This window comes from Corynebacterium sp. HMSC062A03 (genome assembly GCF_001811145.1).
In the GTDB taxonomy this organism is placed as follows: domain Bacteria; phylum Actinomycetota; class Actinomycetes; order Mycobacteriales; family Mycobacteriaceae; genus Corynebacterium; species Corynebacterium aurimucosum.
In genome coordinates, this window is record NZ_KV803662.1 from 1 (window position 1) to 26,072 (window position 26,072).

Annotated in this window: 22 protein-coding genes; 11 read left to right on the forward strand and 11 right to left on the reverse strand. The window is 59.2% G+C overall.

Annotation, left to right across the window (positions count from 1 at the left end; all coding sequences use genetic code 11):
• Positions 1-11 precede the first annotated feature (11 nt).
• The 3 genes from HMPREF2781_RS05310 to betT form a co-directional block, all read right to left on the reverse strand.
• Positions 12-1,418, reverse strand: a complete 1,407-nt coding sequence (locus HMPREF2781_RS05310; protein ID WP_070644690.1) for an IS1634 family transposase — start codon at positions 1,416-1,418, stop codon at positions 12-14.
• Positions 1,419-1,671: 253 nt separating this feature from the next.
• Positions 1,672-3,249 carry an aldehyde dehydrogenase family protein gene (locus tag HMPREF2781_RS05315; RefSeq protein ID WP_070644661.1) on the reverse strand — a complete coding sequence of 526 codons (1,578 nt, stop codon included), beginning with the start codon at positions 3,247-3,249 and terminating at the stop codon, positions 1,672-1,674.
• 45 nt (positions 3,250-3,294) lie between these two features.
• Positions 3,295-5,550, reverse strand: coding sequence for a choline BCCT transporter BetT (gene betT / locus HMPREF2781_RS05320; protein ID WP_070644662.1), 2,256 nt, complete (start codon positions 5,548-5,550; stop codon positions 3,295-3,297).
• A gap of 330 nt (positions 5,551-5,880) precedes the next feature.
• On the opposite strand from betT, the gene betA reads away from it, so the two are divergent.
• From betA to HMPREF2781_RS05345, 5 genes are all read left to right on the forward strand, one after another.
• Positions 5,881-7,656, forward strand: coding sequence for a choline dehydrogenase (gene betA / locus HMPREF2781_RS05325; RefSeq protein ID WP_070644663.1), 1,776 nt, complete (start codon positions 5,881-5,883; stop codon positions 7,654-7,656).
• 162 nt (positions 7,657-7,818) lie between these two features.
• On the forward strand, positions 7,819-8,466 hold the full coding sequence (locus HMPREF2781_RS05330) for a LysE family translocator (protein ID WP_070644664.1): 648 nt from the start codon (positions 7,819-7,821) through the stop codon (positions 8,464-8,466).
• A 19-nt stretch (positions 8,467-8,485) separates the two neighbouring features.
• On the forward strand, positions 8,486-8,764 hold the full coding sequence (locus HMPREF2781_RS05335; RefSeq protein WP_210384562.1) for an RNA-binding S4 domain-containing protein: 279 nt from the start codon (positions 8,486-8,488) through the stop codon (positions 8,762-8,764).
• On the forward strand, positions 8,764-9,468 hold the full coding sequence (locus tag HMPREF2781_RS05340; RefSeq protein ID WP_070644665.1) for a VOC family protein: 705 nt from the start codon (positions 8,764-8,766) through the stop codon (positions 9,466-9,468). Before HMPREF2781_RS05335 ends, HMPREF2781_RS05340 begins: the two co-directional genes overlap by 1 nt.
• Complete coding sequence (locus tag HMPREF2781_RS05345) at positions 9,440-9,742, forward strand: MGMT family protein (protein ID WP_070644666.1); 303 nt, start codon at positions 9,440-9,442, stop codon at positions 9,740-9,742. The genes HMPREF2781_RS05340 and HMPREF2781_RS05345 overlap by 29 nt, the downstream gene beginning before the upstream one ends.
• Before the next feature lie 70 nt (positions 9,743-9,812).
• Here HMPREF2781_RS05345 and HMPREF2781_RS05350 read toward each other — a convergent pair whose 3' ends face one another.
• Entirely contained in the window at positions 9,813-10,937 is a 1,125-nt protein-coding gene (locus tag HMPREF2781_RS05350) for an HNH endonuclease signature motif containing protein (RefSeq protein ID WP_246821780.1), read from the reverse strand.
• Between the two features lie 425 nt (positions 10,938-11,362).
• Between HMPREF2781_RS05350 and HMPREF2781_RS05355 the strand changes: the two genes are divergently transcribed.
• On the forward strand, positions 11,363-12,130 hold the full coding sequence (locus HMPREF2781_RS05355; protein ID WP_141750572.1) for a hypothetical protein: 768 nt from the start codon (positions 11,363-11,365) through the stop codon (positions 12,128-12,130).
• Positions 12,131-12,204: 74 nt separating this feature from the next.
• On the opposite strand, the gene HMPREF2781_RS05360 is transcribed toward HMPREF2781_RS05355, so the two are convergent.
• Positions 12,205-13,047: a PrsW family intramembrane metalloprotease gene (locus HMPREF2781_RS05360; protein ID WP_070644669.1), complete on the reverse strand. Its 843-nt coding sequence runs from the start codon at positions 13,045-13,047 to the stop codon at positions 12,205-12,207.
• Positions 13,044-13,535: a hypothetical protein gene (locus HMPREF2781_RS05365; protein ID WP_070644670.1), complete on the reverse strand. Its 492-nt coding sequence runs from the start codon at positions 13,533-13,535 to the stop codon at positions 13,044-13,046. Before HMPREF2781_RS05365 ends, HMPREF2781_RS05360 begins: the two co-directional genes overlap by 4 nt.
• Before the next feature lie 42 nt (positions 13,536-13,577).
• Here HMPREF2781_RS05365 and HMPREF2781_RS05370 point away from each other — a divergent pair, with 42 nt between their 5' ends.
• Positions 13,578-15,494, forward strand: a complete 1,917-nt coding sequence (locus HMPREF2781_RS05370; protein ID WP_070644671.1) for a M13 family metallopeptidase — start codon at positions 13,578-13,580, stop codon at positions 15,492-15,494.
• A gap of 14 nt (positions 15,495-15,508) precedes the next feature.
• A complete protein-coding gene (locus HMPREF2781_RS05375) occupies positions 15,509-16,339 on the forward strand; it encodes an alpha/beta hydrolase (protein ID WP_070644672.1) in 831 nt (276 codons plus the stop codon).
• Between the two features lie 2 nt (positions 16,340-16,341).
• Here the strand turns inward: HMPREF2781_RS05375 and HMPREF2781_RS05380 are convergent, their stop codons facing one another.
• The 5 genes from HMPREF2781_RS05380 to HMPREF2781_RS05400 form a co-directional block, all read right to left on the reverse strand.
• A complete protein-coding gene (locus HMPREF2781_RS05380; RefSeq protein ID WP_070644673.1) occupies positions 16,342-19,668 on the reverse strand; it encodes an arabinosyltransferase domain-containing protein in 3,327 nt (1,108 codons plus the stop codon).
• A gap of 31 nt (positions 19,669-19,699) precedes the next feature.
• Positions 19,700-21,640: a galactan 5-O-arabinofuranosyltransferase gene (locus HMPREF2781_RS05385; RefSeq protein WP_070644674.1), complete on the reverse strand. Its 1,941-nt coding sequence runs from the start codon at positions 21,638-21,640 to the stop codon at positions 19,700-19,702.
• A 38-nt stretch (positions 21,641-21,678) separates the two neighbouring features.
• On the reverse strand, positions 21,679-22,437 hold the full coding sequence (locus HMPREF2781_RS05390; RefSeq protein WP_070444366.1) for a decaprenylphospho-beta-D-erythro-pentofuranosid-2-ulose 2-reductase: 759 nt from the start codon (positions 22,435-22,437) through the stop codon (positions 21,679-21,681).
• A 14-nt stretch (positions 22,438-22,451) separates the two neighbouring features.
• Positions 22,452-23,867 (reverse strand): decaprenylphosphoryl-beta-D-ribose oxidase, encoded by a 1,416-nt coding sequence (locus HMPREF2781_RS05395; RefSeq protein ID WP_070644675.1) that lies wholly within the window; start codon positions 23,865-23,867, stop codon positions 22,452-22,454.
• Positions 23,868-24,015: 148 nt separating this feature from the next.
• Complete coding sequence (locus HMPREF2781_RS05400; protein WP_070644676.1) at positions 24,016-24,294, reverse strand: hypothetical protein; 279 nt, start codon at positions 24,292-24,294, stop codon at positions 24,016-24,018.
• 36 nt (positions 24,295-24,330) lie between these two features.
• On the opposite strand from HMPREF2781_RS05400, the gene HMPREF2781_RS05405 reads away from it, so the two are divergent.
• The 3 genes from HMPREF2781_RS05405 to HMPREF2781_RS05415 are packed head-to-tail and all read left to right on the forward strand — an operon-like array spanning position 24,331 to position 26,071.
• On the forward strand, positions 24,331-24,753 hold the full coding sequence (locus HMPREF2781_RS05405; protein ID WP_070644677.1) for a hypothetical protein: 423 nt from the start codon (positions 24,331-24,333) through the stop codon (positions 24,751-24,753).
• A 20-nt stretch (positions 24,754-24,773) separates the two neighbouring features.
• Positions 24,774-25,649 carry a plasmid pRiA4b ORF-3 family protein gene (locus HMPREF2781_RS05410; RefSeq protein ID WP_070644678.1) on the forward strand — a complete coding sequence of 292 codons (876 nt, stop codon included), beginning with the start codon at positions 24,774-24,776 and terminating at the stop codon, positions 25,647-25,649.
• 32 nt (positions 25,650-25,681) lie between these two features.
• Complete coding sequence (locus HMPREF2781_RS05415; protein ID WP_010188318.1) at positions 25,682-26,071, forward strand: GtrA family protein; 390 nt, start codon at positions 25,682-25,684, stop codon at positions 26,069-26,071.
• Position 26,072: the final 1 nt, after the last annotated feature.

Consider the following 26,072-nt stretch of genomic DNA (forward strand, 5'->3'; position numbering starts at 1 on the left):
ATATCAGGTGTCTACCAAACAGGGGTCAGGTCCGATTGACCACTGCGGGTCTCCATTAGGTGGGCCACGGCTAGTGCTGCGATGACAATGTTGAGATGTGCGGTGATGGAGTCTTGTTTCCTGGCGTAGATTGGGCGTGCTTTCAGGTCTGATTTCGACATCCGAAATGATTTCTCAATGTTAAATAGCCTGCGGTAATGCCCGATAACCTCCTGGGCGGCAAGCGCGGTCAGGTCGGTTTCATAACCTTTAATTCCGGCAAGGGCTCGGTGTTTGGCAGCAAGAGCATAGTTGACCTTCTTGTTCGGGGCGGAAAGATCGATATAGCGGTTGCGCTTGATAGCGATATCGCCGTCAACAGCGCGTTTGGCTTTCGCTACTTGCTCTTTGATTCCGCGCAGGCTGCGTCTGGCCCGATCGTGGGAGTACTGGTAATGCGTCACCGTATTCGGGGTTGTGTGTTTGCGCCCATCACTTGCCGAGGCTTGTGTCCAGATCTGGCCGTGGGTGTAGTCTTCACCGGGGTGTTCCCACCGCCAGGTTTCGATCACCTCAGGCACGGTGGGGGTTTTCACCGACAAGATGTAGTGCAGACCTGCATCGATGAGGGCTTGTTTGTTCGCCGCGGAGAACATGCCTGCATCAGCAACGACGGTAACTTCATCGAGTTGGTAGGCCTCTTGGAACCGTGTGATCATCGGCAGCATCGTGTGGGTTTCTGCCGAGTTGCCAGCAAACGCCCCCGCATGCAGTGGAAACCCAGTGGCATCAGTAAGCAGCCCGACAAGGATTTGCGGCTCTAGGCGGCGCTCTTTGGAAAACCCGGGTTTGCGAAGCTCATCAGCGGTATCGGTTTCAAAGTACAAGGTGGTCACGTCGTACAAGATAAAAGTACCTGGCCCGATACCTGCATGATGGGCCAACGCTTGGGTTAGTATCTCCCCGAACGATTCGGTTGCGAAGGTGGGAAGACGCCTCTGGATGGTGCGGTAGCTTGCGCTGGTGATGCCAACCTCGGCAAGAGTCTCGATGGAATCCAGCTTTGAGCCGGGATGGATGATCCGGGCACGCACCAGATCCCGAAACACCTGATCATCACCGCTTGCTACAGCAAGACCTAGCTCGTTGAAACACGCATCAATACAGTCCAGCAAGTATCCGGCCCGCTGACCGACTACCGGCAGCGGGTGGCAAACGCTGCCTGTTGCCGGTGGGATGTGTTCTACCTCGCCGAAGTCCAATGCGAGTTGGTCACCATCAACGATGCGTTGAGCTTCAGCTCTTAAAAGCGCAAGCTCAGACTCTGAATGCGCTGAGCCGATATGCTTCATCCTTTTCGCACCTTTGCGTTCAGAGAACACCACCTGCACCGCCATCGCCCCAGAAGCGGTCTTGACAGTGCGAATATAAGGACTCACAAAAATCAGACTACTGAATACCCCCGGCACTACCCACTTAGTGCGGAAAAATTCCTCCCCACCGACGAAAACCAACAGGTAACAGTGTCAAGAGTGACGTTACTCACCCACCCATGACCTAAGTCAGGACGTCAACATTGACACCATGACCATTAAGCCGCGCACGCAAAGCTAAACCGTGGTGTGTGCCTGCCACTGAGGCCCCGCGTTCTTTTCTGGACCGCGGGGCCTTAGCGATATCTGTTCCTACGAACTACTGTAAACCGAACTGCTCCCACGCGGCAGGGGACAGGTTTTGGTACACGTGCTTGTGTTCTTGGTATTCGGCTAGGCCGGTGGGGCCAAGCTCGCGGCCGTTACCGGACTGCTTGTAGCCGCCCCACTCTGCCTGCGGCAAGTACGGGTGGAAGTCATTGATCCAGATGGTGCCGTGGCGCAGGGCCCGGGCAAGGCGCTCGGCGCGGCCAGCGTCAGCGGTGTACACCGCACCCGCTAGGCCGTACTCGGTGTCATTCGCGATGGCGATGGCCTCCTCCTCGGTGGTGAAGGTCTCGATGGTTACGGTTGGGCCAAAGGCCTCGTCGTGGACACAGTCCATCTCGCGGGTCGCGCCATCAATGATGGTGGGCAGATAGTAAATGCCAGCCCCCAGGTCAGTCGTGCCGGTGCCATGCGGTCCAGTGGTGTCCTGGCTAGTGGCGACGCGTCCGCCAGTGAGGATCTTGGCGCCCTGCTCACGTGCTTTATCCACATAAGCGGCAACCTTTTCGCGGTGCTCAGCGGAGATGAGGGGGCCGGTCTCGGCCTTTTCATCTGTAGGGCCACCGATTTTGATCTTGTTTGCGCGCTCCACCAAGGCGTCAACAAACTTATCGTGCAAGGACTCTTCGACAATGATGCGGGAGCCCGCGGAGCAGACCTGTCCGGAGTGGAAGAAGGCGCCGTTGAGGGCGTTGTCCACGGCGACGTCGAAGTTAGCGTCAGCGAAGATCACGTTCGGGTTCTTACCGCCGAGTTCGAGTGCAGTGCGCTTGACGGTCTCGGCCGCATTCTTGGCGATAATTTTGCCCGTGGCCAGTCCACCGGTGAAGGACACCATGTCCACATCGGGGTGTTGGGACAGCGGGTTGCCACAGTTAGCCCCACCGCCGGTGATGAGGTTACCTACGCCGTCGGGCAAGCCACATTCTTTGAGTGCGGCCATGAGCAGCATGGCGGTGTGCGGCGTGAGCTCGGCCTGCTTGAGTACAAAGGTGTTACCGGCAGCCAGTGCGGGACCCACCTTCCAGGACACCTGTAGCAGCGGGTAGTTCCACGGCGTAATGAGACCACAGACGCCAATCGGCTCTGCATCGATACGGGAGCGAACATTTGGGTCACCCGGGTCGACTACTCGACCGGCCTGGTGCTGAGCCAGGGTACCGAAGAACTCGAAGGCATTGGCGATATCATCCATATCGCCTAAAGATTCCTCGTAGCGCTTGCCGGTATCGGCGGACTCGGCTTGGGCGAAGAGCTCCTTGTGCTCGCGGATGAAATCGGCCACGCGGATGACCAGCTTGCCGCGTTCGACGGCCGGGGTATTAGCCCACTCGCCGTTGTCGAAGGTTTCACGGGCAACCTTGATGGCGCGCTCGGTGTCCTCGTCGGAAGCCTCGGACACGAGGCCCACGGTGGAGCCATCAGCGGGGCAGATGATGGTGCGGGTCTCGCCGCTCTGGGCAGCCTCCCACTGGCCATTGATGAAAAGGGACTTGGGCGAGCCGCCGGAGTGCACGCCCTTCAAGAGGTCGGTCGTTGTGGGGTCGAACAAAGTGTTCTGGGGGCTCAAGTGAAAAGCAACCTTTCTTTCATAGAGGCTTGTGGATTCGCCAGCTTAGCTATCTTCGCGCCAGGTGCGCTCAGGCTCGGCGCCATCGGAGACATCGGATTCGCCCGGCTGGGTTTGTTGCATATATAGGAAAGCCAGGTGGCGTTCGTAGAGATCCAACACGTTATTGATGATTTGGTTCCCAGAGTAGCCATAAACGTCATAGCCCAGTGAACCGGTCATATCGTAGACCTCGAGGCGGTAGTACTCATCGCCTTCGCCTTCAATGAAGTCTGGACGCTCGGCGGCGACGGGAAAGAGCTGATAACGGAACTTTCGTTCATTGTGGAGACGCACTTCAAGATCAAGCTGGGGCAGCTCGACATCGGGAAGCTCGCTGGTGAGCAAGATGGCGTCGTAGCCGCGGGTGCGCATGTGCGTAGCAACCTGCTCAAGAGCGTATGTAGCGGTGTCGCGTAGGTAGGTCTCCATCTCTGTCTTAGAGGGGAAGGTGTTGGCTCGATCCAAGCGGTTCTTCCACAGGCTGGAATCAGCTGGTTCGCGCTCGGTACGACTAGAGATGACTCCATGCAGTGCGGTGCTGCGGGCGTCAGCTTGGATGCTTTCCAGACGCAAGGACTTCCACAGTGAGAACATGATGAGATACACCACGAAAGCAAAAGGAAGTCCCATCACCACTGTGGCGGACTGAACGGTGGCGATGCCGTCGATCTGCAGCAGGGCCAATGTTAGAGCGCCGACGGTGACGGACCAGAAAATGCGCAGCCAGCGGGAGCCGTCTTGGCGGTTATCAGTAATGCGCGAGGTGAAGTTGGACATGACCAGTGCGCCGGAGTCGGCAGAGGTGATGTAGAGAAGCAGGCCAATGAAGGTGGTCAGGAAGATGACAATGGCAGAGCCAGGGAATTCCTGCAGCATATCGTAGAAGCCCTGCTCAGGGACGTTAATGGCATTTTCTGCGAACTCTGGATAGTCGCCGGAGCGCACCATATCCAAAGCGGTGTTGCCGAAAAAGGACATCCACATGAGGATGAACAGGAATGGGAAGGTAAGGGTGCCGAAGATGAACTGGCGCAGCGTACGGCCGCGAGAAATGCGGGCGAGGAAGAGGCCCACGAATGTGGCCCACGCGATCCACCAGGCCCAGAAGAACAGAGTCCAGGCCTGCATCCAGGCATCAGTGCTGGCTTGGTCTTCGGCAAAGGCGAAGGTCTCCAAGGTCCAGGAGGGGAACTTGGACACGTAGTCACCGACGTTGGTCACGATGGCGTCGAAGAGGTAGGCGGTCTTGCCAAAAACAACGATGTAGACCATTAGCGCAATGGCCAGGTACACGTTGAGCTCAGACAGGAAGCGGATACCTTTGTCCACACCAGATACGGCCGAGAGGGTCGCAATCGAGATGGCGATGATGATGAGCGCGGCCTGGAGGCCGAATCCCTGCTCGATGCCAAAAATGAGGTGGATACCGTAGGAAAGCTGCACTACGCCGATGCCGAGGGAAGCAGTGACACCGAAAACAGTGCCGAGCATAGCGGCGATGTCCACTGCGGAGCCGATTGGGCCGTGCACGCGCTTGCCAATGAGCGGGTAGAGTGCGGAACGAATAGCCAGGGGCATATTCAGGCGGTAGGCAAAGTAGCCGAAGGCCATACCCATCAGTGCGTACAACGCCCAACCGGTCAGACCGTAGTGGAACATGGCGTAGACCACGGCTTCCTTGGCAGCTTCCATGGTTTCGCCTTCACCCACTGGCGGTGCCATGTACATAGTGACCGGTTCGGCCACGGCAAAGAACATGAGGTCCACACCGATACCGGCGGCAAAGAGCATGGACACCCAGGAGAAGGTGCTGAATTTAGGGCGTGAGTGATCCGGTCCTAGGCGGATCTCGCCTGCTTTGGATAGTGCTACATACAGAACAAAGACAACGGCGATGGTGGCGGTGAGCACGTAGAACCAGCCGAGGTTGTTGCCGATCCATCCGGTTACGTTGGCCAAGGTTTCTGCGGCGGATTTTTGGCCGAACCCGGCATAGAGCACCATGGCGATGATCAGTAGACCGGAAATGATAAATACTGGCCAATTCGTCTTGGGTACAGGGACTTCGCCCGCACCCACATCATCGCCGGTTTCTGCCTTGTAGCTGCCGACGAGGGCTCGTACCTGGTAGCGCGGGATGCGCCGTTTGGCTTCTTTAGTTTGAGTGGGGGTGCCACCGGTCGGCGTGGCGAGAGTGTTTTCGTTGCTCTCGTGGGCCGTGGAAGGATCCCCAGAGTCGAGAGGGCCGTGGTTAGCCATCTACTTCTCCTATCGTTGGTTGATTTATGCCGAGTCTCTTATCCACTGGGCCTCGGACTGCTCACAAAGCACTCGAGAGAAAGATGAGTGAAATGAATCATATCCGGGTAGCTATGCGGTCAAGACTTCGGATTTCATCTCCTCAGACGTCCATCCGAACAACGCAAATATACATTAATCTGGGAAAATCTCCACAGGATGTGTACGCTGGGGCGCGGCCTCGCGAAAGAGACAATGTAAATAAATGCAGTATAGTGCATAAAATATAGTAGACTCGCTCGCGGAGTGCGGTATGGAAATGTCATACAAATCATGGAAAGAAGGGGATTTATGGGTATTTTGGACAAGCTAGCCAAGAAGCGTTCTGCGAAGAAGGTCACCGATGAAGTAAGTGACGTGGTCGTTGTCGGCGGTGGTTCCGCCGGCTCTGTTATTGCCGCACGCCTGACTGAGGAAAAGGACACTCGCGTGCTGGTTCTTGAGGCCGGCCGCCCCGATTCCCTGTGGGATCTGTTTATCCACATGCCCTCTGCCTTCTCTTTCCCCATTGGTGCAAAGAGCTATGACTGGATGTATGAATCCGACCCAGAGCCAGAGATGAACGGTCGCCGTGTCTACCATGCCCGTGGCAAGGTTCTCGGTGGTTCTTCCTCCATCAATGGCATGATTTTCCAGCGGGGTAACCCGATGGATTACGAAAAGTGGGGCATGAACCCAGGCATGGAGAAGTGGGACTTCGCTCATTGCCTGCCATACTTTAACCGCATGGAGACTGCCGCTGCGGCTGAGCCGAATGACCCGCGCCGTGGTCATGACGGCCCGCTGTACCTCTCCCGCGGCCCGGCAACCTCCGAGCTTTTCCAGGCTCTGTTCAAGTCGGTGCAGGAAGCTGGTTACAACCTAACTAATGACGTTAATGGTTACCGCCAGGAAGGCTTCGCTCCGTTCGATCGCAACATTAAGAACGGCAAGCGCTGGTCTGCTGCCCGTGCTTACCTGTACCCGCATTTGGATCGCGAAAACCTCGAGATCCGCACCGGTGCCTTTACCACCAAGGTTCTCTTCGAAGGCCAGAAGGCCGTCGGCGTCGAGTACGAGTGGAAGGGCGGCGTTCACCGCGTATACGCCGATAAGATCGTCCTGTCCGCCGGCGCTATCAATACTCCGCAGCTGCTCGAGGTTTCGGGCATTGGTGACCGTGAGATTCTGGAGAAGCACGGAATCGACGTCGTCAAGCACTTGCCCGGTGTGGGTGAGAATCTGCAGGATCACCTCGAGGTCTATATCCAGTATGAAACGACTAAATCCACCGCTTCCTCCCAGCCGTACTTGGACAAGTGGCGTTGGCCATTCATGGGTTTGCAGTGGCTGCTGACTAAGAAGGGACCCGTTGCCACCTCCCATTTCGAAGGTGGTGGCTTCGTGCGTTCTAATGAGAACGAGGAATACCCGAACCTCATGTTCCACTTCCTGCCGATGGCGGTGCGTTACGACGGCCAGAAGGCCGACGTGAAGCATGGTTTCCAATGGCACGTTGGGCCGATGTTTTCTGACACCAAGGGCCATGTCCACATTAAGAGCGCGGACATCCACGACAAGCCGTCCATCCTCTTCAACTACCTGAAGACTGACCAGGACCGCCGAGAATGGGTCGAAGCCGTGCGCGTTGCCCGCTCTCTGCTGGACACCAAGGCTATGGAGGAGGTTGGTGCTCGCGAGTTCAGCCCGGGCCCAGACGTTCAGACTGATGAAGAAATCTTGGAATGGGTCCGTAACGATGGCGAGACCGCTCTGCACCCCTCCTGTACTGCCAAGATGGGTGCAGAGTCCGATCCGATGGCCGTGGTTAACCCGGACACCATGGGCGTATGGGGCGTTGAAGGCCTCTATGTTGCTGATGCCTCCGTCTTCCCGTCTGTGACGAACGGCAATATTTATGCCCCGACCATGATGGTGGGCGAGAAGGCTGCCGACCTCATTGCTGGCCGCACCCCGCTCGCACCGAACAACGCTAAGTGGTACAAAGCCAACACGGATATGCCGCTCTACGCTGAGGGCGAGGCCGTGCGTGATCACAAGCAGTCCATAAGAGGTGCTGACCACTAATTTAGCCTCGTGCTACATCCCCTAAGCGCTGTACTGTCGCCGAGAGATGCCAGTACAGCGCTTATTGTGTAAAAAGGGCCAGGTTACCTGTTTCGCTGCAGATGAAGCCCGCTCTACAGTGGCATGTGTTAGCAATAATGCATGTGAGTATGGGGGTGTTAGATGGCATTCAGCGCCATAGTGGCCTTAATGGGTGTGTGGTTCGCGGCGATGGCCTCGCCGGGACCAGATGTGGTACAGATTATTCGTTTGGGCGCCCGCTCTACGCGCGCGGCGGTGTGGGCCGCAATCGGTAGCACCACCGGCTTGATGATGTGGACCGTTGCTTCGCTAGCGGGGCTCACCGCATTGATTTCGGCGCACCCGGAAATCCTAGTGGCGCTGCAGATTGCCGGCGGCAGCTATCTGCTGTGGATGGCTTTTTCTGCCATCAGCGGTGGCATCAAAGAGCGTCGTGCTCCGGCAACTATGAATCCCCAACCGCGTGGGTTCACCCCGGATGGCATCATCAGACTCGGCACGGCGTACCGCATGGGCCTGGTCAGCGATCTTTCCAACCCCAAGGTGCTGATCTTCTTCGGCGCTATCTTTGCCAATTTCATCGACCCCGGCATGGGGTTTGGTGCCAATGCCACGGTGGGCTCAGTGCTCATCCTCGAAAGCCTCATCATCTTCGTTGGCGTCGCGCTGTGTACTCGTGCGGTGTCGAAGTGGATGGCGAAGAACTCCGCCAGTGTCGATATCTTTAGTGGTGTCGTGTTTGCCCTGCTTGGCGTCATCATTCTGACGGAGGGACTCCTTGCGCTTTGAGCTGGGTATGCTGGTCAGCATGCTAGAAGTCTCAATTAAGGGAGAATCCATCAAGCTCGGCCAGTTCCTCAAATTGGCCTCCTTGGTCGCAACCGGGGGTGAGGCCAAAGAACTCATCGAGCAGGGCCAGGTCACCGTCAATGGGGAAGTCACTAAGCAGCGCGGTGCAACGCTGGTGCTTGGCGACGTCATCTGTGTCTCCGACACCTGCGCCCGCGTCGTCGAAGACGACGACGATTATTTCGATGAGGCCACCGCCGATGATGACTTTGACCCGGAGAAGTGGAGGAACCTCTAATGCCCGCTTTTGAAGCAGAAGTAGGAATGCCCTACTGGATTACTCTGGCTAGTTCCGATGTGAAGGCCTCCGAAAAGTTTTACTCGGCCGTGTTGGGTTGGGAATTCGAAGACGGCATTGCCCGCCTGCAGGGCCTTCCCATCGCGGAGATTGTCCCAGGCCAAGACACCTGGGCAACTTATTTCCTTTCCCGCGACTTGGAGGCGGATTGCGCCCGGGTAGAACAACTCGGTGGCAAGATCCTCGCTTTAGGTGCGCCGTTGGCGCTTGTTCTGGACAACAGTGGTGCCATGTTTGGTTTGACGCAGCCGGAGCTCGACCGCTTCGTCGCCGGCGGAGAGCCGGGTACTCCGGTGTGGCATGAGCTGACGGTTTCGTTGAATTTCCACTCAGCGCTGGACTTTTATGGCGAGCTCTTCAACTGGGAAATCCGTGGTGATGAGCATTACGCAGTAGCGGAGGAAGAAGGCGCTGCCTTCGCCGGATTTTGGCACGCGGAGGGCTTGCCGAGTTTCTGGCAAACCTACCTGGGCGTGCGGGACATTGACCAGGCAGCTAAGGCTGTAATTGATAACGGCGGAAAGATCATTCGTGAGCCCCACGATTCCCCATTCGGCCGTCTGTGTCTGATCGAGGATTGCACAGGTGCGGCGCTTACCTTGTGTGAGGTTGAGGATGCCCCCGAAGAACCCATCGAGCTCTAGGGTTACGGAGGTCGTTCTCCGCATTCCAGCTGGCAATGTCTCCACCTACGGAGAGATCGCCAAAGTGGTGGGGGTCGGCGCGCGATATGTGGGCTGGGTGATGTCGAAAAGCGCAGATCTGCCCTGGTGGCGGGTGGTCAACAGCACTGGCCGCGCCCACACCTCGGCCGCCCAAGCCCATTGGGATGAAGAAGGCATCCCGCACCGCGGCGACCGCGTGGTCCTTTCTGAGTGTGGGCTGGATGCAACGGATCTGGGAGGCAGCGCCTATTAAGATCCGCTTTGAGAATCGCCATTCTTGGTAAGGGGGTGGCTACTGCGTCGTTTTAAACGACGGACCTTTCTTAGAAGGGGATTTCCTCACCGCCTTCAGGTTCCTTGTTCTCTGCCTTTTCTGTAGGTGCGTGGTGTGCGGCCTCTTGTTGTTCTTTGTCTAGCTCAGCTTTAAGTTCTTGAGCCTCACGGTGTTTCCGGGCGCGGAAGCCCTCAATATCTTGTGCCACACTTCGCGCCCAGCGTTTGTTCTTAGGGGCTAGTGGTCCGGAAGGTTCGGTGATTGCCCACGTTCCATCCTCAAAAAGCCAGACCACATCCCCGGTATCCGGGTCCAAAATATAAAAGGCCCGTCCGTCGGTCTTCATGTTGTGGTGATGCTGGCATAACGCGACCATGTTGTCCGGGTGCGTTGGTCCGCCATCGGCGTAGTTAATACGGTGGTCCAACTGGCATAGCCACGCAGGCATTCCGCAGCCAGCTGCACGGCAGGTGCCATCGCGGCCCTCAACATATTTGCGCACCATCGTGTTTGGTCCGTAGCTTTTGGAGGCCTCTGGCTTGGTGCTTAAATCCCTTTTTGTTACGGCCTGTGCGGGGATATTGCCCACCTGCCAGCCATGGCCTTCTACATATACTGGTGCATCCTCGACGTCATTAGCTTGATAAGTGTGGAGTACTACTCGGGCAGCCTCTGGCTCTACCTTCCCAGTGATGAGGAGGATGAGTGCCTCGGCCATAGAAACTTCATACTTTTCCGCCGCTGCCTTAATAGCCTCATGAATAATGACCCCGATGCTGCTGTCAACCTCTAGTTCGATGGTGGCGCGCTGGGCGCGGGTGAGTATGGAATACCGGTTCTTCGGGCGCGTATCTTCCACCGCGATGGAGTCATCATGAACCTTGACGAGATCACGCATGCGGCGGCGAATCTGCGAAGTGCTGGGAAACGCCTGATTGGGCTTCGTAGGAGTAAACCAACGGGCCAACGAAGTATCGATGGCAGCCACTACCTCTGGGGAAGGCTGGCCCAGCTTAGCCATGACCTGGTCAATGGCAATCAAGGCAGGTAGGTCCAGCAAATAATAAGCATCTTGTAGGGCCTTGAGCTGGGGGAGTTCTCTAAGGCGGTAAATCCCCATGACTATGCGAGCAACTGCCCCGGCCGTTTTGCCGGTCTTTAACCCAAGGCGCATACACGCTGTGTCTGAATCTTCGTCCAAGGCGGGAAGGACGCTAGACCAGAACTCGTAGTCTGCTTGGCGTATGTCCTTGCCTTTCATACATACTGGGTCGTTCGGATTGGAATGAGAAAAATAGGGAACAACAACGTCTGAAGTGGAAGACACTTCAACCCCCTCTTTTGACTGAGTTAATGCGACGGGACGAACCCCCACCGTTCGAAATCCCTTTCGAAATAAGAGCTTATTCGGTATCTCTGGAGAAGTCCATACTGCGGAAAGAAGTTGTGATTAGAGGGGTAAATGAGAAAACTGGTGCTCCACACAAGTCGTGGGGTAAGCGCCAGATAAAACGAACATTCGAGATTTCCAGTGGGGGTTTAGGGCGCCAAATCTCCAATCAGAGCTGTTAAAGCTGTGACTTGAGTTAATCTATACAAGTGTTTAAGTCTCGTTCCTTCATTGTCGGTCTTGCCCTGGCGGCCGTCACCGCGCCTTCTGCCCAGGCTCTGACTTTCGATCCTGGAAAAGTCCCACCACGCACCCAGATGACCGTGCGTTATGCCGATGGAAATTCAGTTTCCACTGGGAATAGCCACGAGTCCCGCCCCGCGCTTTCCCTGGCGAAGCTGTATCTCGGTATGTGGGTGCTGAAATATGGCGCATTCGAGGATAAGGCGCGGGTGGAGAACATGATTCGTTTTTCTGAGGACGGCACCGCCAGTGACTTGGAGCGGAAGTATCCACAGGCCATCCCCTCTATCATCGGGGAGTACCGGCTAGGGGACACTCATCACAATGGCTACTGGGGAAATACCACGACGTCGACGGAGGATCTCACTCGCTTCATAGGGGCGATATCTGGCGACCCGTCTGCCGCGCCGCTCATGAAGGGTATGGCGACGGTAGCGCCTGTGGCATCCGACGGCTACCGCCAGGACTTTGGCACCGCACGCATCCCGGGCATTATTGGAACGAAATTTGGATGGTCGGACAACCGTCAGGTTCACGCTAGTGCCTCTTTCGGCCCTGGGTATAGCGTGGCGGCTAATACTTATGGATCCCCCGCGGATCTCACGGGGGATGTGCTGGGAGCGGTGGAGGTTGCACCGCAGGCGCCAGGCTTGCCGACGCCTCTACAGGACGCGCGCGATAGAGCATGTGCGGAACTAAAACGGGCGGTGCCGAGCTCATCGCAGGCATGCTAAGCGTAGCCGTTGTCGGAAGTAAAGAAAGTATCCTTCGGGCGCGACATCAGAGCTGCAGGGGCAGTTCGACTAGTTCACCGCAGGCTGGCGAGGCCGGGCGAATGCGAGTAGGTATCGTCCGCCTTAGCTAGACGGTGGGCTCGAATCCCCAGGGCGATGACGGTGGGGTAGAGGATTAGCGCGACGACGATATACTGCGTGATCAGCTGCCAGGTTTCTTCCCACATGTAGTTCCACGCGAAGTGGAGACAAAAGGAAACAAAAAGCGCGCCCACGCCGACGCCGAGACGCCACCACCAAGTTTTATGGGCAGCGTAAATGGCCCAGCCGATGCCGAAGCCCGCAATGGCTGTCAGTGACATGTGCAGACCTGGTCCCGCCACAAGGCGCAGTCCCCACATCTGCAGCATGCCAATCCAATCCGACGTCGGGTGCATTACGGCGCCGAGAGAGGCGTAGAGGATGTTCTCGAAAACATCGAAAGCCCAGCCCACGAGTGCGCCGACGATGAAGCCGTGCCAGGGCCGGTTGAGCTGGCGGAAGCTGAGGAGAATGAAGACCACGCCGAGGGCCTTAGCGAATTCCTCCGGATAAGCACCGGACCAGGACATCATGGATTCTTCCCAGCCCACACCTTTGGTGAGGGAGGTGAACGGCAGTGCGGAGAGGAGCGCTAAAGATACCGCGGTGCCGCCTCCCCACAGCACGCTGGCAGTGGCCCAGCCCTTGGCCGGTGCGGCCCACATCGGGCTGAGGCGCCACAGGTATAGGCCTAGTGCTAGGAAGGCTAGTCCGATCAGCAGGCTTATCAGGCCTGGGAGCGGGGCAACGAGAAAGGAGCCCAACAGATTGATAAGAGCGGCGGGTAGGCAGACGCCAATGAAGACCCACAGGGTTACGCGGAAGATCTTGCTCACTTGAAGGCCTCCATAAATTGATCGGCGAATTCCTCTGGGTTTCCATCCGAGAAGACGAGCTCGTAGTTGAGGTTTCCCTTGGCCACGCTGAAGGCAACGACCGGGATGTACGTATACGTTCGCAGGACGAGGATGCCGTCTTGGTTTTCTACTTTTTCCTTCGGCATCGACCCGAAGGTGGTCGCGCGAACGGCGCGGCGCAGGGCTAGCTCATCATCGTCGACATCAGAGGTGAGATAGGCCTCGACCAAGGTGTCGCCGCAGTCCCACGCCTGGTTGGCCACGGAATCGTAGTTAACGCTGCACTCGACGCCGTCGATGGGCTGATGCCACTCCGGATCATCGAGGACGACTGGCTCTGTTTCCGGCTCGTGTTCCGGCAGTGCCAAGCTGAGGATGGCGGGCGTGCCCAGCACGAGGAGAGTCACTCCCAGCACAGCGAAAAACGGCCCCGTCATCTTCGCTGGCGGGAAACGATAAGAAGTCATGCACACCACACTAACGCGTGCTTCTGACATAGAGTGAAGTGCATGAAGGATCTGTATCAATTTGTTAATGGCCCCTGGATTGAGTCCCACGTTATCCCCGATGACCGTGGCGTCGACGGCACTTTTCACGCGCTTCGCGACGAAGCCGAGGAACTCGTCCACGACATCGTTAAGGAAAACACGGGCCGCCCAGGGATCGTGTATTCCTCCCACATGGATGTAGAAGGAGTCAATGCTGCGGGAACGACGCCGCTTGACGAGGACCTCGACAAGCTGGTGGCGGCGGACCCGGAGGAGCTGGCCCACAACCTGGGTGTGCTGGAGCGCGAGGGCGTTGGCGCCCCGGTTACCTTCTGGGTGGAAAAGGACTCCGGCGCCGAGGAGGCGGTGGCCTACATTATTCAGTCCGGTTTAGGTCTGCCGGATGAGGCTTATTACCGCGAGGAAGCCCACGCGCAGACGCTCGCTGACTACGAGAAGCACGTTGCGGCGATGCTGGGATTCTTAGATCCCGCCCGCCTCTTCGGACTGGGCGCGGAGACGGCCGCGACGCGTATCGTAAACCTAGAGAAGGAAATCGCGGCCGGCCACTGGGATGTGGTGGCCTCGCGTGATGCGGTGAAGACGTATAACCCGGTGGACGTCGCCAAGCTGCCCAGCATCACCCGCGCCATCCTGCAGGGCGGGGGACTGCCCGAGCACCGTGCGGTAGCTATGATGCCGTCTTATTTCGAGCACCTCGAGGGCCTGTTCACCGCCGGCCGTATGGCGGATTGGCAGCTGTGGGCAACGTGGCACATTCTGCTATCGCGCGCGCCTTACCTCTCCGAGGAGATCGGTAAGAAGAACTTCGAGTTCTACGGAACCAAGCTTTCCGGTGCCACGGAGCAGCGTGACCGCTGGAAGCGCGCCGTGGGCTTGGCGGAAAACATGGTGGGACAGGAGATTGGCAAGGTCTTCGTGGACAAGCACTTCCCGCCCTCCTCGAAGTCCGAGATGGATGAGCTGGTGGAGTACCTTACCGCCGCTTACCGCGAGAGGATTTCGCAGCTGGAGTGGATGACTCCGGCTACTCGTGAACGCGCGCTGGAGAAGCTCTCCCAGTTCAAGGCCAAGATTGGCTATCCAGATACCTGGCGTGACTATTCTGACCTGGAGTTTTCTCCGAAGGGAGCGGACTTGGTGGCCAATGTGCGCGCGGGTAATGCGTGGAATCACGATTATGAATTGGCCAAGATTGGCAAGCCGGCGGACCGCGATGAATGGTTCGCAACCCCGCAGACGGTCAATGCTTTTTATAATCCAGTGGTCAATGACATCACCTTCCCGGCAGCGATTCTGCGCCCGCCCTTCTACAACCCTGAGGCGGACGCGGCGGAGAACTTCGGCGCTATCGGTGCGGTGATTGGTCACGAGATCGGCCACGGATTTGATGACCAGGGCTCGCAGTATGACGGCCAGGGCAACCTCAACTCCTGGTGGACGGAGGAGGACCGTGCGGCCTTCGAGAAGCTGACCGCGAAACTGGTGGACCAGTTCCAAGGGCAGGTACCGAAGGTGCTGGAAGGCACCGATTCCGCAGGCGTCAACGGCAGCTTCACCCTGGGTGAGAACATCGGTGACCTGGGCGGATTGGGAATCGCCGTGGTGGCCTACAAGAACTACTGCGCCGACAAGGGCCTGGACATCAATGGCCAGGTCACGCCCTTTGAGGCTGAGGGCGCTGAGCCGGAATTGGCAGAGCACGAGTACACCGGTCTGCAGCGTTTCTTCCTGGCGTGGGCGCGCGTGTGGCGCACTGCCATCCGCCCGGAGATGGCCACGCAGTACCTGGCCATTGATCCGCACTCGCCGGCGGAGTTCCGTTGCAACATCATCGCTGAAAACATCGATGAATTCTACGAGGCCTTTGACGTCGAGGGTGGTCTAGCACCGGAGGAGCGCGTCACCATCTGGTAGTACCCTTGGGGGCCATGAGTGAGTGGAATATCGGTGGTACTGATCGCCAACTAAGTCCGGAACAACAGCTCGAGCAGCTCTCCTCCTACATGGAGGTGCACTACCCGCTGCCGGACTTCCGCCCGCCGTGGGCCGGTGGAGGTTCGCCGGAGGCGGACCGCTACTGTGCGTTGCTGCCGGACCGCATCGTGCAGGCCTCCATGATGGTGCTGGGTTCCGCAGTGGATCACTCGCTGCCTGGTACTGCCTTCACGGAGGGGGTACGTGTTGAAGACTCTGAGGTGGGAGCGATCTTTGTTCCTTCAGAGCAGAATGGTCGTTGGGCGGTGTCGTTGCACTCTGGCGGATGGTGGCGTGGTGACGGCAAGGCGCTAGAGATGCAGTGGCGGCCCGAAGTGGCTGCTGCAGCACAGCTGTCCGGAACCACCATCATTGATGTCGACTATCCGTTGGCACCCGAGCACACTGTGGCGGAGATGGCTCAGTCGGTTCAGGCGGCCGTCGATTATGCCCGCGAACACGGTGCCGAGCGCGTGACGGTGTGGGGCTATTCCTCGGGTGGGGCGCTCGCAGCGCTGGTGCCTGCCGACGCCCTCCTCCTCACCTTCCCTGACTTCGGCGCGCTGGCCAAGCTCCCGGAGGACATCCGCGGTGAGTACGTCCTCGACGAGGCGGCGCTGGCAGCAGCCTATTCTGACATCTTGGTCCAGACCGCAACGCAGGATGAGATTGCGGAACGCGTGGAGATTCCCGGTGCACAGACCGCGGACTACGTGTCTATGCACCGCATTTCCACCCCGGCCGTGGCGCGGCAGCGCATTAAAGATTCGGCCGAGTTCCTGTAGGGCTACTGCTCGCCCTCCGGGCGAATCTTCATCTCGGAGTTCTTCCACAAGCCAGAGCGCTGGATGACTTCCTGGTCGATATCCGCCTTCAGCGGTTCCTCGCCCCGGGAGTTAGTACGCAGCTCGTACTTCTCAATGGCGCCCCAGTCGCGTGCCCAATCGTTGTTGAGGTAGCTCGGAATCTCATAGGAGTAGTTCACTGCCTCCGCGGTTGCCAGCGCGCCACCACCGGAGAAGGACTGGAAGTCCGTGAGGGAGGTTTGCGCGGCGGCGTCGGGAAGAATGCGGAACTCCGGAATCTCCGTCACACCGGCGTAGTGGTCGAAGGTGCGCTGGCAGGGGAACTGCAGGGCGACGGACCAGTCAAGGAGTGCCGGGGTGGAGGAATCGAACTGGGAGTTGATGGTGGCCAGCTCCGGTACGCGCGGTGGGGTAAACGCCATCCAATCGTCTTCATCGGTGGAATCATCTACCGCAACGAGGCGTACAACGTTGGCCTCTTCCGGGAGCTCGTCTAGAGCAATGCGGAGGTTGCGCCATTTGGGGGTCGCGCCGACGTCGGAAAGCTCGGCCTCACCCTTGTTGGTGACCTTGCCGTTCTTGAGGGTGCCGTACTCCAAGGTGAGCTCGGTGCCTTCCTGCTCTACACCGTTGACGTCGTGGTGGTAAATCTTGCCGGCAGCAGAGACCGCGAGGACAGGGGTGTTTTCTCCTGGTTCCGGCAAGTTGTACCACTGGGTGGTGATGGTGGCGGTGGAGCGCTGCGACTCATCGTAGGAACCCATGACCGGGACCTTTGTGTAATCCAGGTTGAAGGGCAGGTGCATCTCGGAGCCGTTGACGCCTAGCGTTCCGCGCACGCCACCGGCGGAAGAATCGGTGACTTCGGTTGTTTCGGTGGTTTCCTCATTGGAAGCAGCCGAGTCATCACCGGTGGTGTTGGCAATGGCGCCTACCGACGCCGAGTTGAGGTTCTCCGGCTCAATATCTTCCTTGATCATGTTGGGGCCGAAACCGAAGTTATCCTCGTCTTCGTCAACCAGCGAATCCTTGAGGTCGCCGTCGACCGGAGTGAGGAAAGCCTCGTTGGTGTTGGTTTCCACCATGGTGGCATCCGCCAGCGAGCAGACATCGCCGCGCAGGGACGCCAGGTTGCCCTTGCCCACGGAGTAGGAATCCGCCTGGGCCACGTAGCCCTTGGCAAAGGAGGCGCAGGAGAAGGCCACGATGAGGATGCAGGCCACCGCAATCGGTGCGGACATGGCGCCTGCCCAGCGAGAAACCTTGGCGGCGTTGGCGGCCTCGAATTCCTCGAGGGTGCCGGCGGTTTCGGCCTTGTTCTTGCGATAGCTGTGAACCAGGGACTGGTAGAGGCCAATCGCTAGGACCACCATGGCGATCGCGAGCACCACGGTGTTGGCCTCGATGGCCTTGAACTGCACGGTGCGGTCCCACCACGGGATGCCGAAGGAAGACACGTACCACCACGCGTTCCAACCGCCGAGGGAGATGGCGAGGAGGAAAATCACCGCGGCGATGGAGAAGGTCCGGGCGCGCGGGGAGCGCATGGCGATCTGGGACAGGACCACCGAGCCGAGCGCGGCGATGACGCCGGCGATACCGGCGTAGATACCGAAGTGGTGCGTCCACTTCGTCGGCGTGAACATGAGGAAGAAAGCCGAGAGCGCCATGATGGCCAGCAGGCGTTTGGTGGGATCTGCCTCCGCACCGACGACGCGGTGGTTCTTGATGAAGGCGTAGATGATGAGCGCCAGGCAGAAAAGCATGGTGAACATGGCGAAACGGCGCGTCAGGGAGCCATCCACGGAGGGCTCGAAGAGCGTGGAGTAGCGCACGAACTCGGAGTACCACGGCAGGGACGGGCCGACCGCGGAGCGCACGCGCGTGGATTCGATGACTGACGCTAACGTTTGGTCCCCGAAGGCGGCAACCATGACGGCAGTGCCGCAGGCAAGGAACGGGGCGATGAGTGCCGGCCAGGTTACTGCGGGGGCGCGCGTGCCCATGATGCGGAACAGCGCGGGCAGGCAGACCAGGAAGATGCCCACCGCGGTCAGGCCGGTGGGGCCAGCGGCTAGGGTGATAGTGGCGATGATGGTGCCCACCGCTGCCGGCAGAAGGCGCTGGGTGGAGATGGCGCGCTCGAAGGAAGCCCACGTCAGCATGACACCGAGGGCCACGATGGGCTCTGGACGTACGCCGTTGTTATAGGGCAGCCAGAAAGCCAGGAACATGAACGCGGCGGTCCAGTGCGCGAGGCGGCGCTCGTTCACGCGGGTACCGAAGCGCGGGAGCATCTCGCGCGACAAAACAAACCAGATGATGAGCGCCGAGATGAGCGAGGGCAGGCGCACGATGATGGAGGCGCTGGAGAACTGTGCCAGCCATGCCACGAGGTCGTAGTACGGCGCGCCGAACGGGGCCTCGGGGACGCCGTACCAGCGGTAGTAGTTCGCCATGTAGGTCGCGTGATCGGAAACGCGGCCCATGGTGAGGATGAAGCCATCATCGGAGGTATTGGCGCCGAAGACGTACCACCAGCCGAGTACAGCTGCCACGACGCCATCGAGCGGGCGGATCTGCTTCCAGGTTTCGGGCATGAAGCCAAGGCGTTTGCCATCGAGGCGGTCAATCCGCCACAGGCAGACCAGGCTGATGACCACCATGGCCAGGCCCAGCCACATGGCGATGAGCTTGAGCGGTGTCGGGGAGGAGGTAAACCGAGAGTTGATCTCTACGTGGATGCGGAGGTCGTCGCCAAGCTCTGCGAGGTTCTCCGGAGTGTCATCAATCTCGGTGTAGACGCCGGTGACCTGCGGGCGCAGATCCTCCTCGGTGGTCTTCTTGTGCTTGCCCACGGAGACGGTGGTCCCGTCCTCCGTGGAGGCGATGCTGAGGGTGGCGTCCTCTGGTAGCTGTGCCACCTGCTCGGCTGTGAGAGAGAAAATGACCTCATCGAGGCTGGTTACCGAGAGGCCACCCTCGCCGGCGCGGACAAACATGCCGCGATTGGAGGCCTTCTTGGACTCCGGGGGCACGGTGCCGTAGAGCAGGTCCTGGCCGTCGCGCAGCTTGTCGACGGCTTCCAGGGGGATCTCTGCATCAATTTCTTCCGGCGCCACCGAGATGAGCGGGGCGTTGATGGACTGCAGGGAGCCCTGCTGGGGCCAATCGAAGGAGGATTGGGTCTGGTTCACCGGCAGTAGCGGCGTCGCCACGAAGCACAGGAAACCAATGAATCCAGCGATGATGGCGGTGAGTCGCAGGGACTGCGGTGCACGTAATGAAGAGGTTTTCCGATCTGACACGGCGATCAGTCTACGTCACCGCCTTGGCTTCTTAAGATCGCGCCGCCACGACGAAGGGGCCGATTTGTTGCGTGTTCCAACCTTCCTCAAAGACCTCTGGGTTGAAGAACACCGCGCGGTAGCGCACGTTGGGCTGGTTGGGGTAGATGTCTTCCGCCAAGTGCGTCTTGTAACCATCGCCGGGTTCTTCTAGGTCGCCGCGGAAGATGAGGACGTCCGGCCCGCGCCACGGTGCGGACTGAAGCGACTTCGCAAACTCTTCCGGAGTCTGTTCCCAGGATTTGGAAGCCCACTCCTCGATCTGTAGGTTGCGGGTGCTGAACTCTCCCAGTGGGTTGGCGTAATTACTGGTGAAGGCGTTGAATCCGTAGTAGGGGTTATAGGCCATGAAGAGCTTCTCATCGGTCAGGACAACCGTGTCATTGGCCTCGTAGCCTTGGGCATCGATGAACTCGCGGATCTCGCCGTAGTTGGCGGAAGAATCGCTGGTGTAGCGGTCCGCGCGTTCCCCGTAGCCGTCGGTATCGGTATAGGCATGGTCCAAGGCGGTCACGTTCGTTGCCGGGATCTGCTGGGCATAGTAAACACCGCCAAGCCCCATGAGGATGGCAAAGGCTAGGGTCACGCGCTTGCTGGTGACCTCGCTGAAGCCTTCCGGGTAGAGCGTGGGCAGGCCCATGAGGCGGATGTCGGCCAGCGCGAGGATGCCGGCCGTAGCGAAAAGCACCACGACGATCAGCTCTAGGCGGAAGCCCAGCAGCGTGCTGCCGGCGAGGGTCATGACCATGGAGGCCAAGGTCCACAGGTAGGTGCCGACAAGAGCGGTGCTCAGAGCGCGGATTTCGGGCTCGTCGATGCGCATGACGAGGTAAATCAAGCCGATCAGGCTGAGGATGCCAATGACGGACAACGAGAGGAAAGGCGCCGGGATTTGGGTGCCTTCTTCCGGCAGGTAATGCTGCGCGGTGGACTCCAGCGGGGCAGTGGCGTGCAGGACCCCGTAGAGGTAGGGCGCCCAGGCGATCGCAGCGATGGCCAGGGAACCGGCCGCGATGGTGACCAAGTGCACGAGGGGTACCCATGTGCGCTCAGCGACGCCGGTGACCAGTGCAATGAGGCTGACGATGGTGAGCGCCACTGCACCCGTGTAGAGCGTGTAGAAGCAGGCAGAAACTCCCAGGTAGATAGCGATTGCGGCAGTAGAGAACCAGGAAGCCCTGTAGAAAGCGTGGGAGCACAGGACGGCCACTGCCGGGACGCCCATGGCGATGACGGCGGAATAGGGCTCCTCAGCGCCAATGGTCAGGGTCACCGCCATGGTGGTCAACGCAATGGCGGTGGCAACTGGCAGCGAACCGCTGAGCCTTTGCCACACCGGAACCAGGATGCACCCGGCCACGGCCAGGGAGATAAGGCTCCACGGTTGATAAACCTCCCAGCCCGGCATGTTGAGAAGGTTCGCGAGCCGCCCGCCCATCCAGAACCAGCCCAACGGGTAGAAGGTAGGCAGGCCCTCGTAGTTCATGTCCGCATAAGAGCTGGCCTCTGTGGCGCGGGTGAGGAATTGGGTACGGAATACCTGGTCGACTTGGACGCCGTCGAGCCACAGGCGGGAAGCCGAAAGGGGCAAGCCGATACTGGTCAGCGTGAGCAGCGCTGGGGAGATATAACACACAGCGGTGGTGAGCCACGTCCGCCAGCGGGGGCGCGGCGTAATAATCCACCACGCGCACAGAGCACCCACCAAGAGAACGGTGAGCGCAGTTCCCGCCGTGCTCAACGCACGGGTCACCATCGACGTACTGAACGCCGGGAGGGAGACCGTCTTGAAGGCGAAGAAACCAATGAGCGTGATAAGGCCGCCACCTACAGCGGCGGCGGCCATTCCCACGAGAGTGGCGCGACGCGTCAAGCGGTCGACGTTATATTCCACGGTGGGGGAGATAGACGACGTGGCGGGAGACTCAGTCATGTAAGTAGTTTCCCATACGCCGTGGACATAGCGGAACTTTAGAAAGGCAGCTTCCGGAAGATCGCCTGTGGGATAAACTTGAATCCCAAGGACACGTACTCAAACAGCGGGTGCACGAAGATGGACTGCTTGCCATCCAGCACCGCCTTGACGGTGGCCTTAGCCACGTCGGAGACGTTGACGGTCAGGGGAGCTTCGCCGGCTTCCGCCGACATCTTGGTGCGCACCTGGCCTGGGCGAACCACGAGCACCTTGGCGCCGGAGCCGCGCAGGGCCTCACCGAGGTTGATGAAGAAGCCGTCGACACCGGCCTTGGAGGCGCCGTAAACAAAGTTGGAGCGGCGCACGCGCATGCCGGCGACGGAAGACAGCGCCACGATGGTGCCGTGGCCCTGCTGCTGGAACTTCTGGCCGAGTAAGACACCGAGGGAAACCGGTGCGGTGAAGTTAGTCTGGGCCGAGGCAACTGCCTTGGCCTGGTCCTGCCACAGTTCCTCCTGGTCACCGAGGGTGCCGAAGGCGATGATGGCGACGTCGACATCGCCGCGCTCAAATGCGCGCTTGACGACGTCCCCGTGGCCCTCAAAGTCAGTCGCGTCGAAGTCGATGACCTCGACGTCGCCACCGCGGGACTCGATGGTTGCGCGAGCATCCGCGATACGCGGGGAGTCCGCACGAGCCGCCAGGGTGACCTTGGCCGGGCCGCGCTCGAGGAATTCCTCGACGATGCCGAGGCCGATCTCGGAGGTGCCGCCGAGAAGGAGGATGTGTTGTGCTTGGCCTACTGCATTCAGCATGAGGTGATTCCTTTCTAGTGCAGCTCGAGGCGGCGGGACATATCGGAGGCGAAGACGCCGGTCGGGTCGATGTCATTGCGAGTCTTGAGCCAGCCCTCGAGGCCCGGGTACATCTTGTGGAAGTTCTCCGCTGAGGTGCGGGACTCCTTGGCCAGGTAGAGGCGGCCACCGAATTCCATGACGCGCTTATCCAGATCATCGAGGAAAGCGCCCAGGCCCGGCTTGATGGGGAAGTCCACGCAGACATTCCAGCCAGGCATCGGGTAGGACAGCGGGGCCTTGTTACCCGGGCCGAAGAGCTTGAACACGTTGAGTGCGGAGTAGTGGCCGGAGCGCTGCATGTCCCGGATGATCTCCTTGAAGGGCTCGACGGCGTCGGTCGGCACCACGAACTGGTACTGCAGGAAGCCATTGGAACCGTAGCCACGGTTCCACTCGCCGATGAGATCCAGCGGCTGGTAGAACTGCGTGAGGTTCTTGACCTGGTTACGCGCCGGGGCGCCCATGAGGTAGTAGGCCTCACCGATAGCCATGAGGGAAAGCTTGTTCATGGTGAAGTTCGGGAAGATATCCGGAACCGTCATCAGCTGTGGGGCATTGAACTTCAGCGGGTCTTTCGCCAGCTTCGGGGCAAGCTCTTCGAGCTGCTCCAGGGTGGCCAGGGAGCCGCGGGAAATAGTGGAGCGGCCCAGCTTTGGTTCCGGGGAGATGACGTCGAACCACGCGGAGGAGTACGTGTAGTTGTGCTCCGAGCCATCGGAGTGGAAGGCCACGGTTTCATCGAGGTTATCCGTGCGGTCGGTATCCGCGATGAAGTAGGCGGTTTCCGTCTTCGTCATCTTGATCTTGGCGCGCAGGATGATGCCGGTCAGGCCCATGCCGCCGACGGTGGCCCAGAAAAGATCGCCGCTCGGGTCATCCTCAGAGCCTTCCGGGGTCAGGTGCAGCACGCGGCCGTCTGCCACGAGCAACTCCATCGAGGCGACGTGGTCACCGAAAGAACCGGCGGAGTGGTGGTTCTTGCCGTGGATATCCGGGCCGATAGCACCACCGATGGTGACTTGGCGGGTGCCCGGCAGAACCGGAACCCACAGGCCATAGGGCAGGGCGGCCTTCATGAGCTGGTCGAGGGTGACGCCACCGTCGACGTCGACAATGCCTGACTCCGGATCGATGGAGTGGATCTTGTTGAGCGGTTGCATGTCGATGACGAGGCCACCGGCGTTCTGCGCGGGGTCGCCATAGGAGCGGCCCATACCGCGGGCGATGACGCCGCGGCGCAGGTGGGAAGGCTTATCAGCATTGTCCTCAGCCACCTGGGCGACGGCAGCCTTGATGACGTCGACGTCCGGGGTGGACAAAACGTGGGCGGTTGTTGCCGCCGTGCGGCCCCAACCGTGGAGGGACTTCTCAGTAGTATGCAGTTCCATCTCTTACTCTTTGATTCGATGTGATGGGTCGGTTTCCTACACTACCTAGGCGGTCGTGCCTGTGGCGGCAGTGAAAACGTGAGATTAGGTACAAAAGCCAAGCAAACGGAACATTTGTGCTGTCCGGTTGTGTGGGTTTAGTTCGGAATTAGTAAAGATCCATGATCTCGCGGATTTCTTCCGGCAGTTCTTCTTGGGAGCTAATTTCTGGGCCTTCATAGGCGCGCAGGATCTCATAGACGCGGCCGCGCGACGTGGAATCGAGGATGGGCAGTTCCTCGGCGATGAGCCGCGTCATAAAACCATTAAGCGGCAGCGAGGTGTGTTCCGTCGCCAGAAAGTGACCGTGACGCTTGTCTTCCTCGGCGCGCTCATCTTGCGCTGCTCGCTGTGCCGGGGTGAGGTGCTCTTTTTTAGAGGAGTACATGCACGGTAGCCTACCGCCCGCCTAAGGTGGGGCGGTATGACCTCTCCCAAGCAAGATAATTATGCGTTGGATGACACCCTCGCCGGCCGCATCACTCAAGCCGCGGCTGTGGGCATTATGACCTCTTATCCGGATTGGATCAAGAACAAGACTGCGCTCGTTTTCGCGTATGTGCTGTCCTTCTTAGGTTTCGGCGCGCTCGTGGCCATTACTAATGCCGAGAGCCACGAGGGCCAGCCGGAGCCGGAGACTCCCGATGTCCCCGCGTGGGCGATCCCGGTTGCCTTCGGAATTCTGCTGCTTGGCGGATGGCTCACAATAAAGACTGAGCACAGCGTGGTCCGATTTATTCGCCGCCGCGGCGTGGAAAAGCCGTGGACCGTCTGGGGTGGAATCAGTGCTGCCATCGTCTTCATTCTCAGCGAGCTCGAAGCGCGCGAGCTCACCGCCCGCAACTAAAAATGCGTATGGTGGGGCACATGAGCTCAAAGGTCACAGATTTGGCGCAGGTCCGCGCCAATCGTGGTGATTCTGCTCGAACCCTGCTGTGTCAGGTATCCAACGTCCGCGCGGATGCAGAGGTGCACCGTCAGATCGGTTTCTCTGATGCGCTCACGTTGGAAGAGCTCCACCATATTCTTGAAATCTGCTTCGGGCTGCCACACGAGGATTCCCCATGGCACTTCTTTGAACACACCGAAGCCCGTGGCCAGCGTATCGATCCAAGCCATACCGTGCGCGAATTCTTGAGCCGTGGGGGCGAGCAGGTTGATTACGCCTGGGGTCTGTGGGACTTCGAAATCGTCGTGGTCGAAACCTATCCGCGCGATAGCGGGACGCCGGAGGCCCTGTGCGTGGGCGGTTCCGGTTCTTTCCACACACCCTTTGATCTCACCGCCGTGAATGCGGAGCTCACCGGCCAGGAAACCATCGATGAGGTTTTGGATCTTGTGGCTAGCCCCGTCCGCGCGTTGATTGAAAGAACCCGGCTTTATGACTTCGTTCCACTTCTCCAAGCTCTAGACCTGAACCGTGAAGTCAGTATTGATGCTCAGGCGTTCCAGCAGCTGCGTACCTTGCCGCGAGAAGTAACAAATGAAGGCAAGGACGCCTTTTGGTCTATGGCTCTAGCACTGTCCTGCATGGGCGGGCGCGAATTAACCGATTCCGTAGCGGAGACGTCCATGGCCGCGCTGGGGTGGGTTGACGATGATGGCGAGGAATTGCATGGTTCGGCGATCCGGGAGCTGTGCTCGGCTTCGCTTAAGGTGCTTTCGTCTCTCGGCGCCTATGGTGAAAACGCCGTCGCACCCGTGGACCGTCTGGACATTTACCGCGCCCTTGTCCGCGGGTAGAGTATTTCGCCGTGACTGAACCTACTTCTAGCATGAAGACCCAACTCGTGCGCTTCGTATCCGTCGGTGTTTTCACAGCGGCGATCGATTATGGCCTTACCCTCTTTCTGACGTACCTAGGCCTACACCGTTCCCTGGCGAAGGCGATTGGCTGGGTCTTCGGCACCATCGCCGCCTATGTGGCGAATGCCCGGTGGACCTTCGGCGCCCAAGTTTCTGGTCGTACAGCCGGTGCCGTGGGATTGCTGTATTTGTCCACCTTCGCCGTGCAAAACTTCCTGTACTGGGTGCTTAACGCCCCGCTGATCAGCTTGGGCTTCGACGGCGCGCTCAAGGACACCATTGCCTTCGTCATTGCACAGGGCGTGGCCACGGTGACTAACTTCGCCATTCAGCGCGCCTTCATCTTCAAAGGAAAGTAAT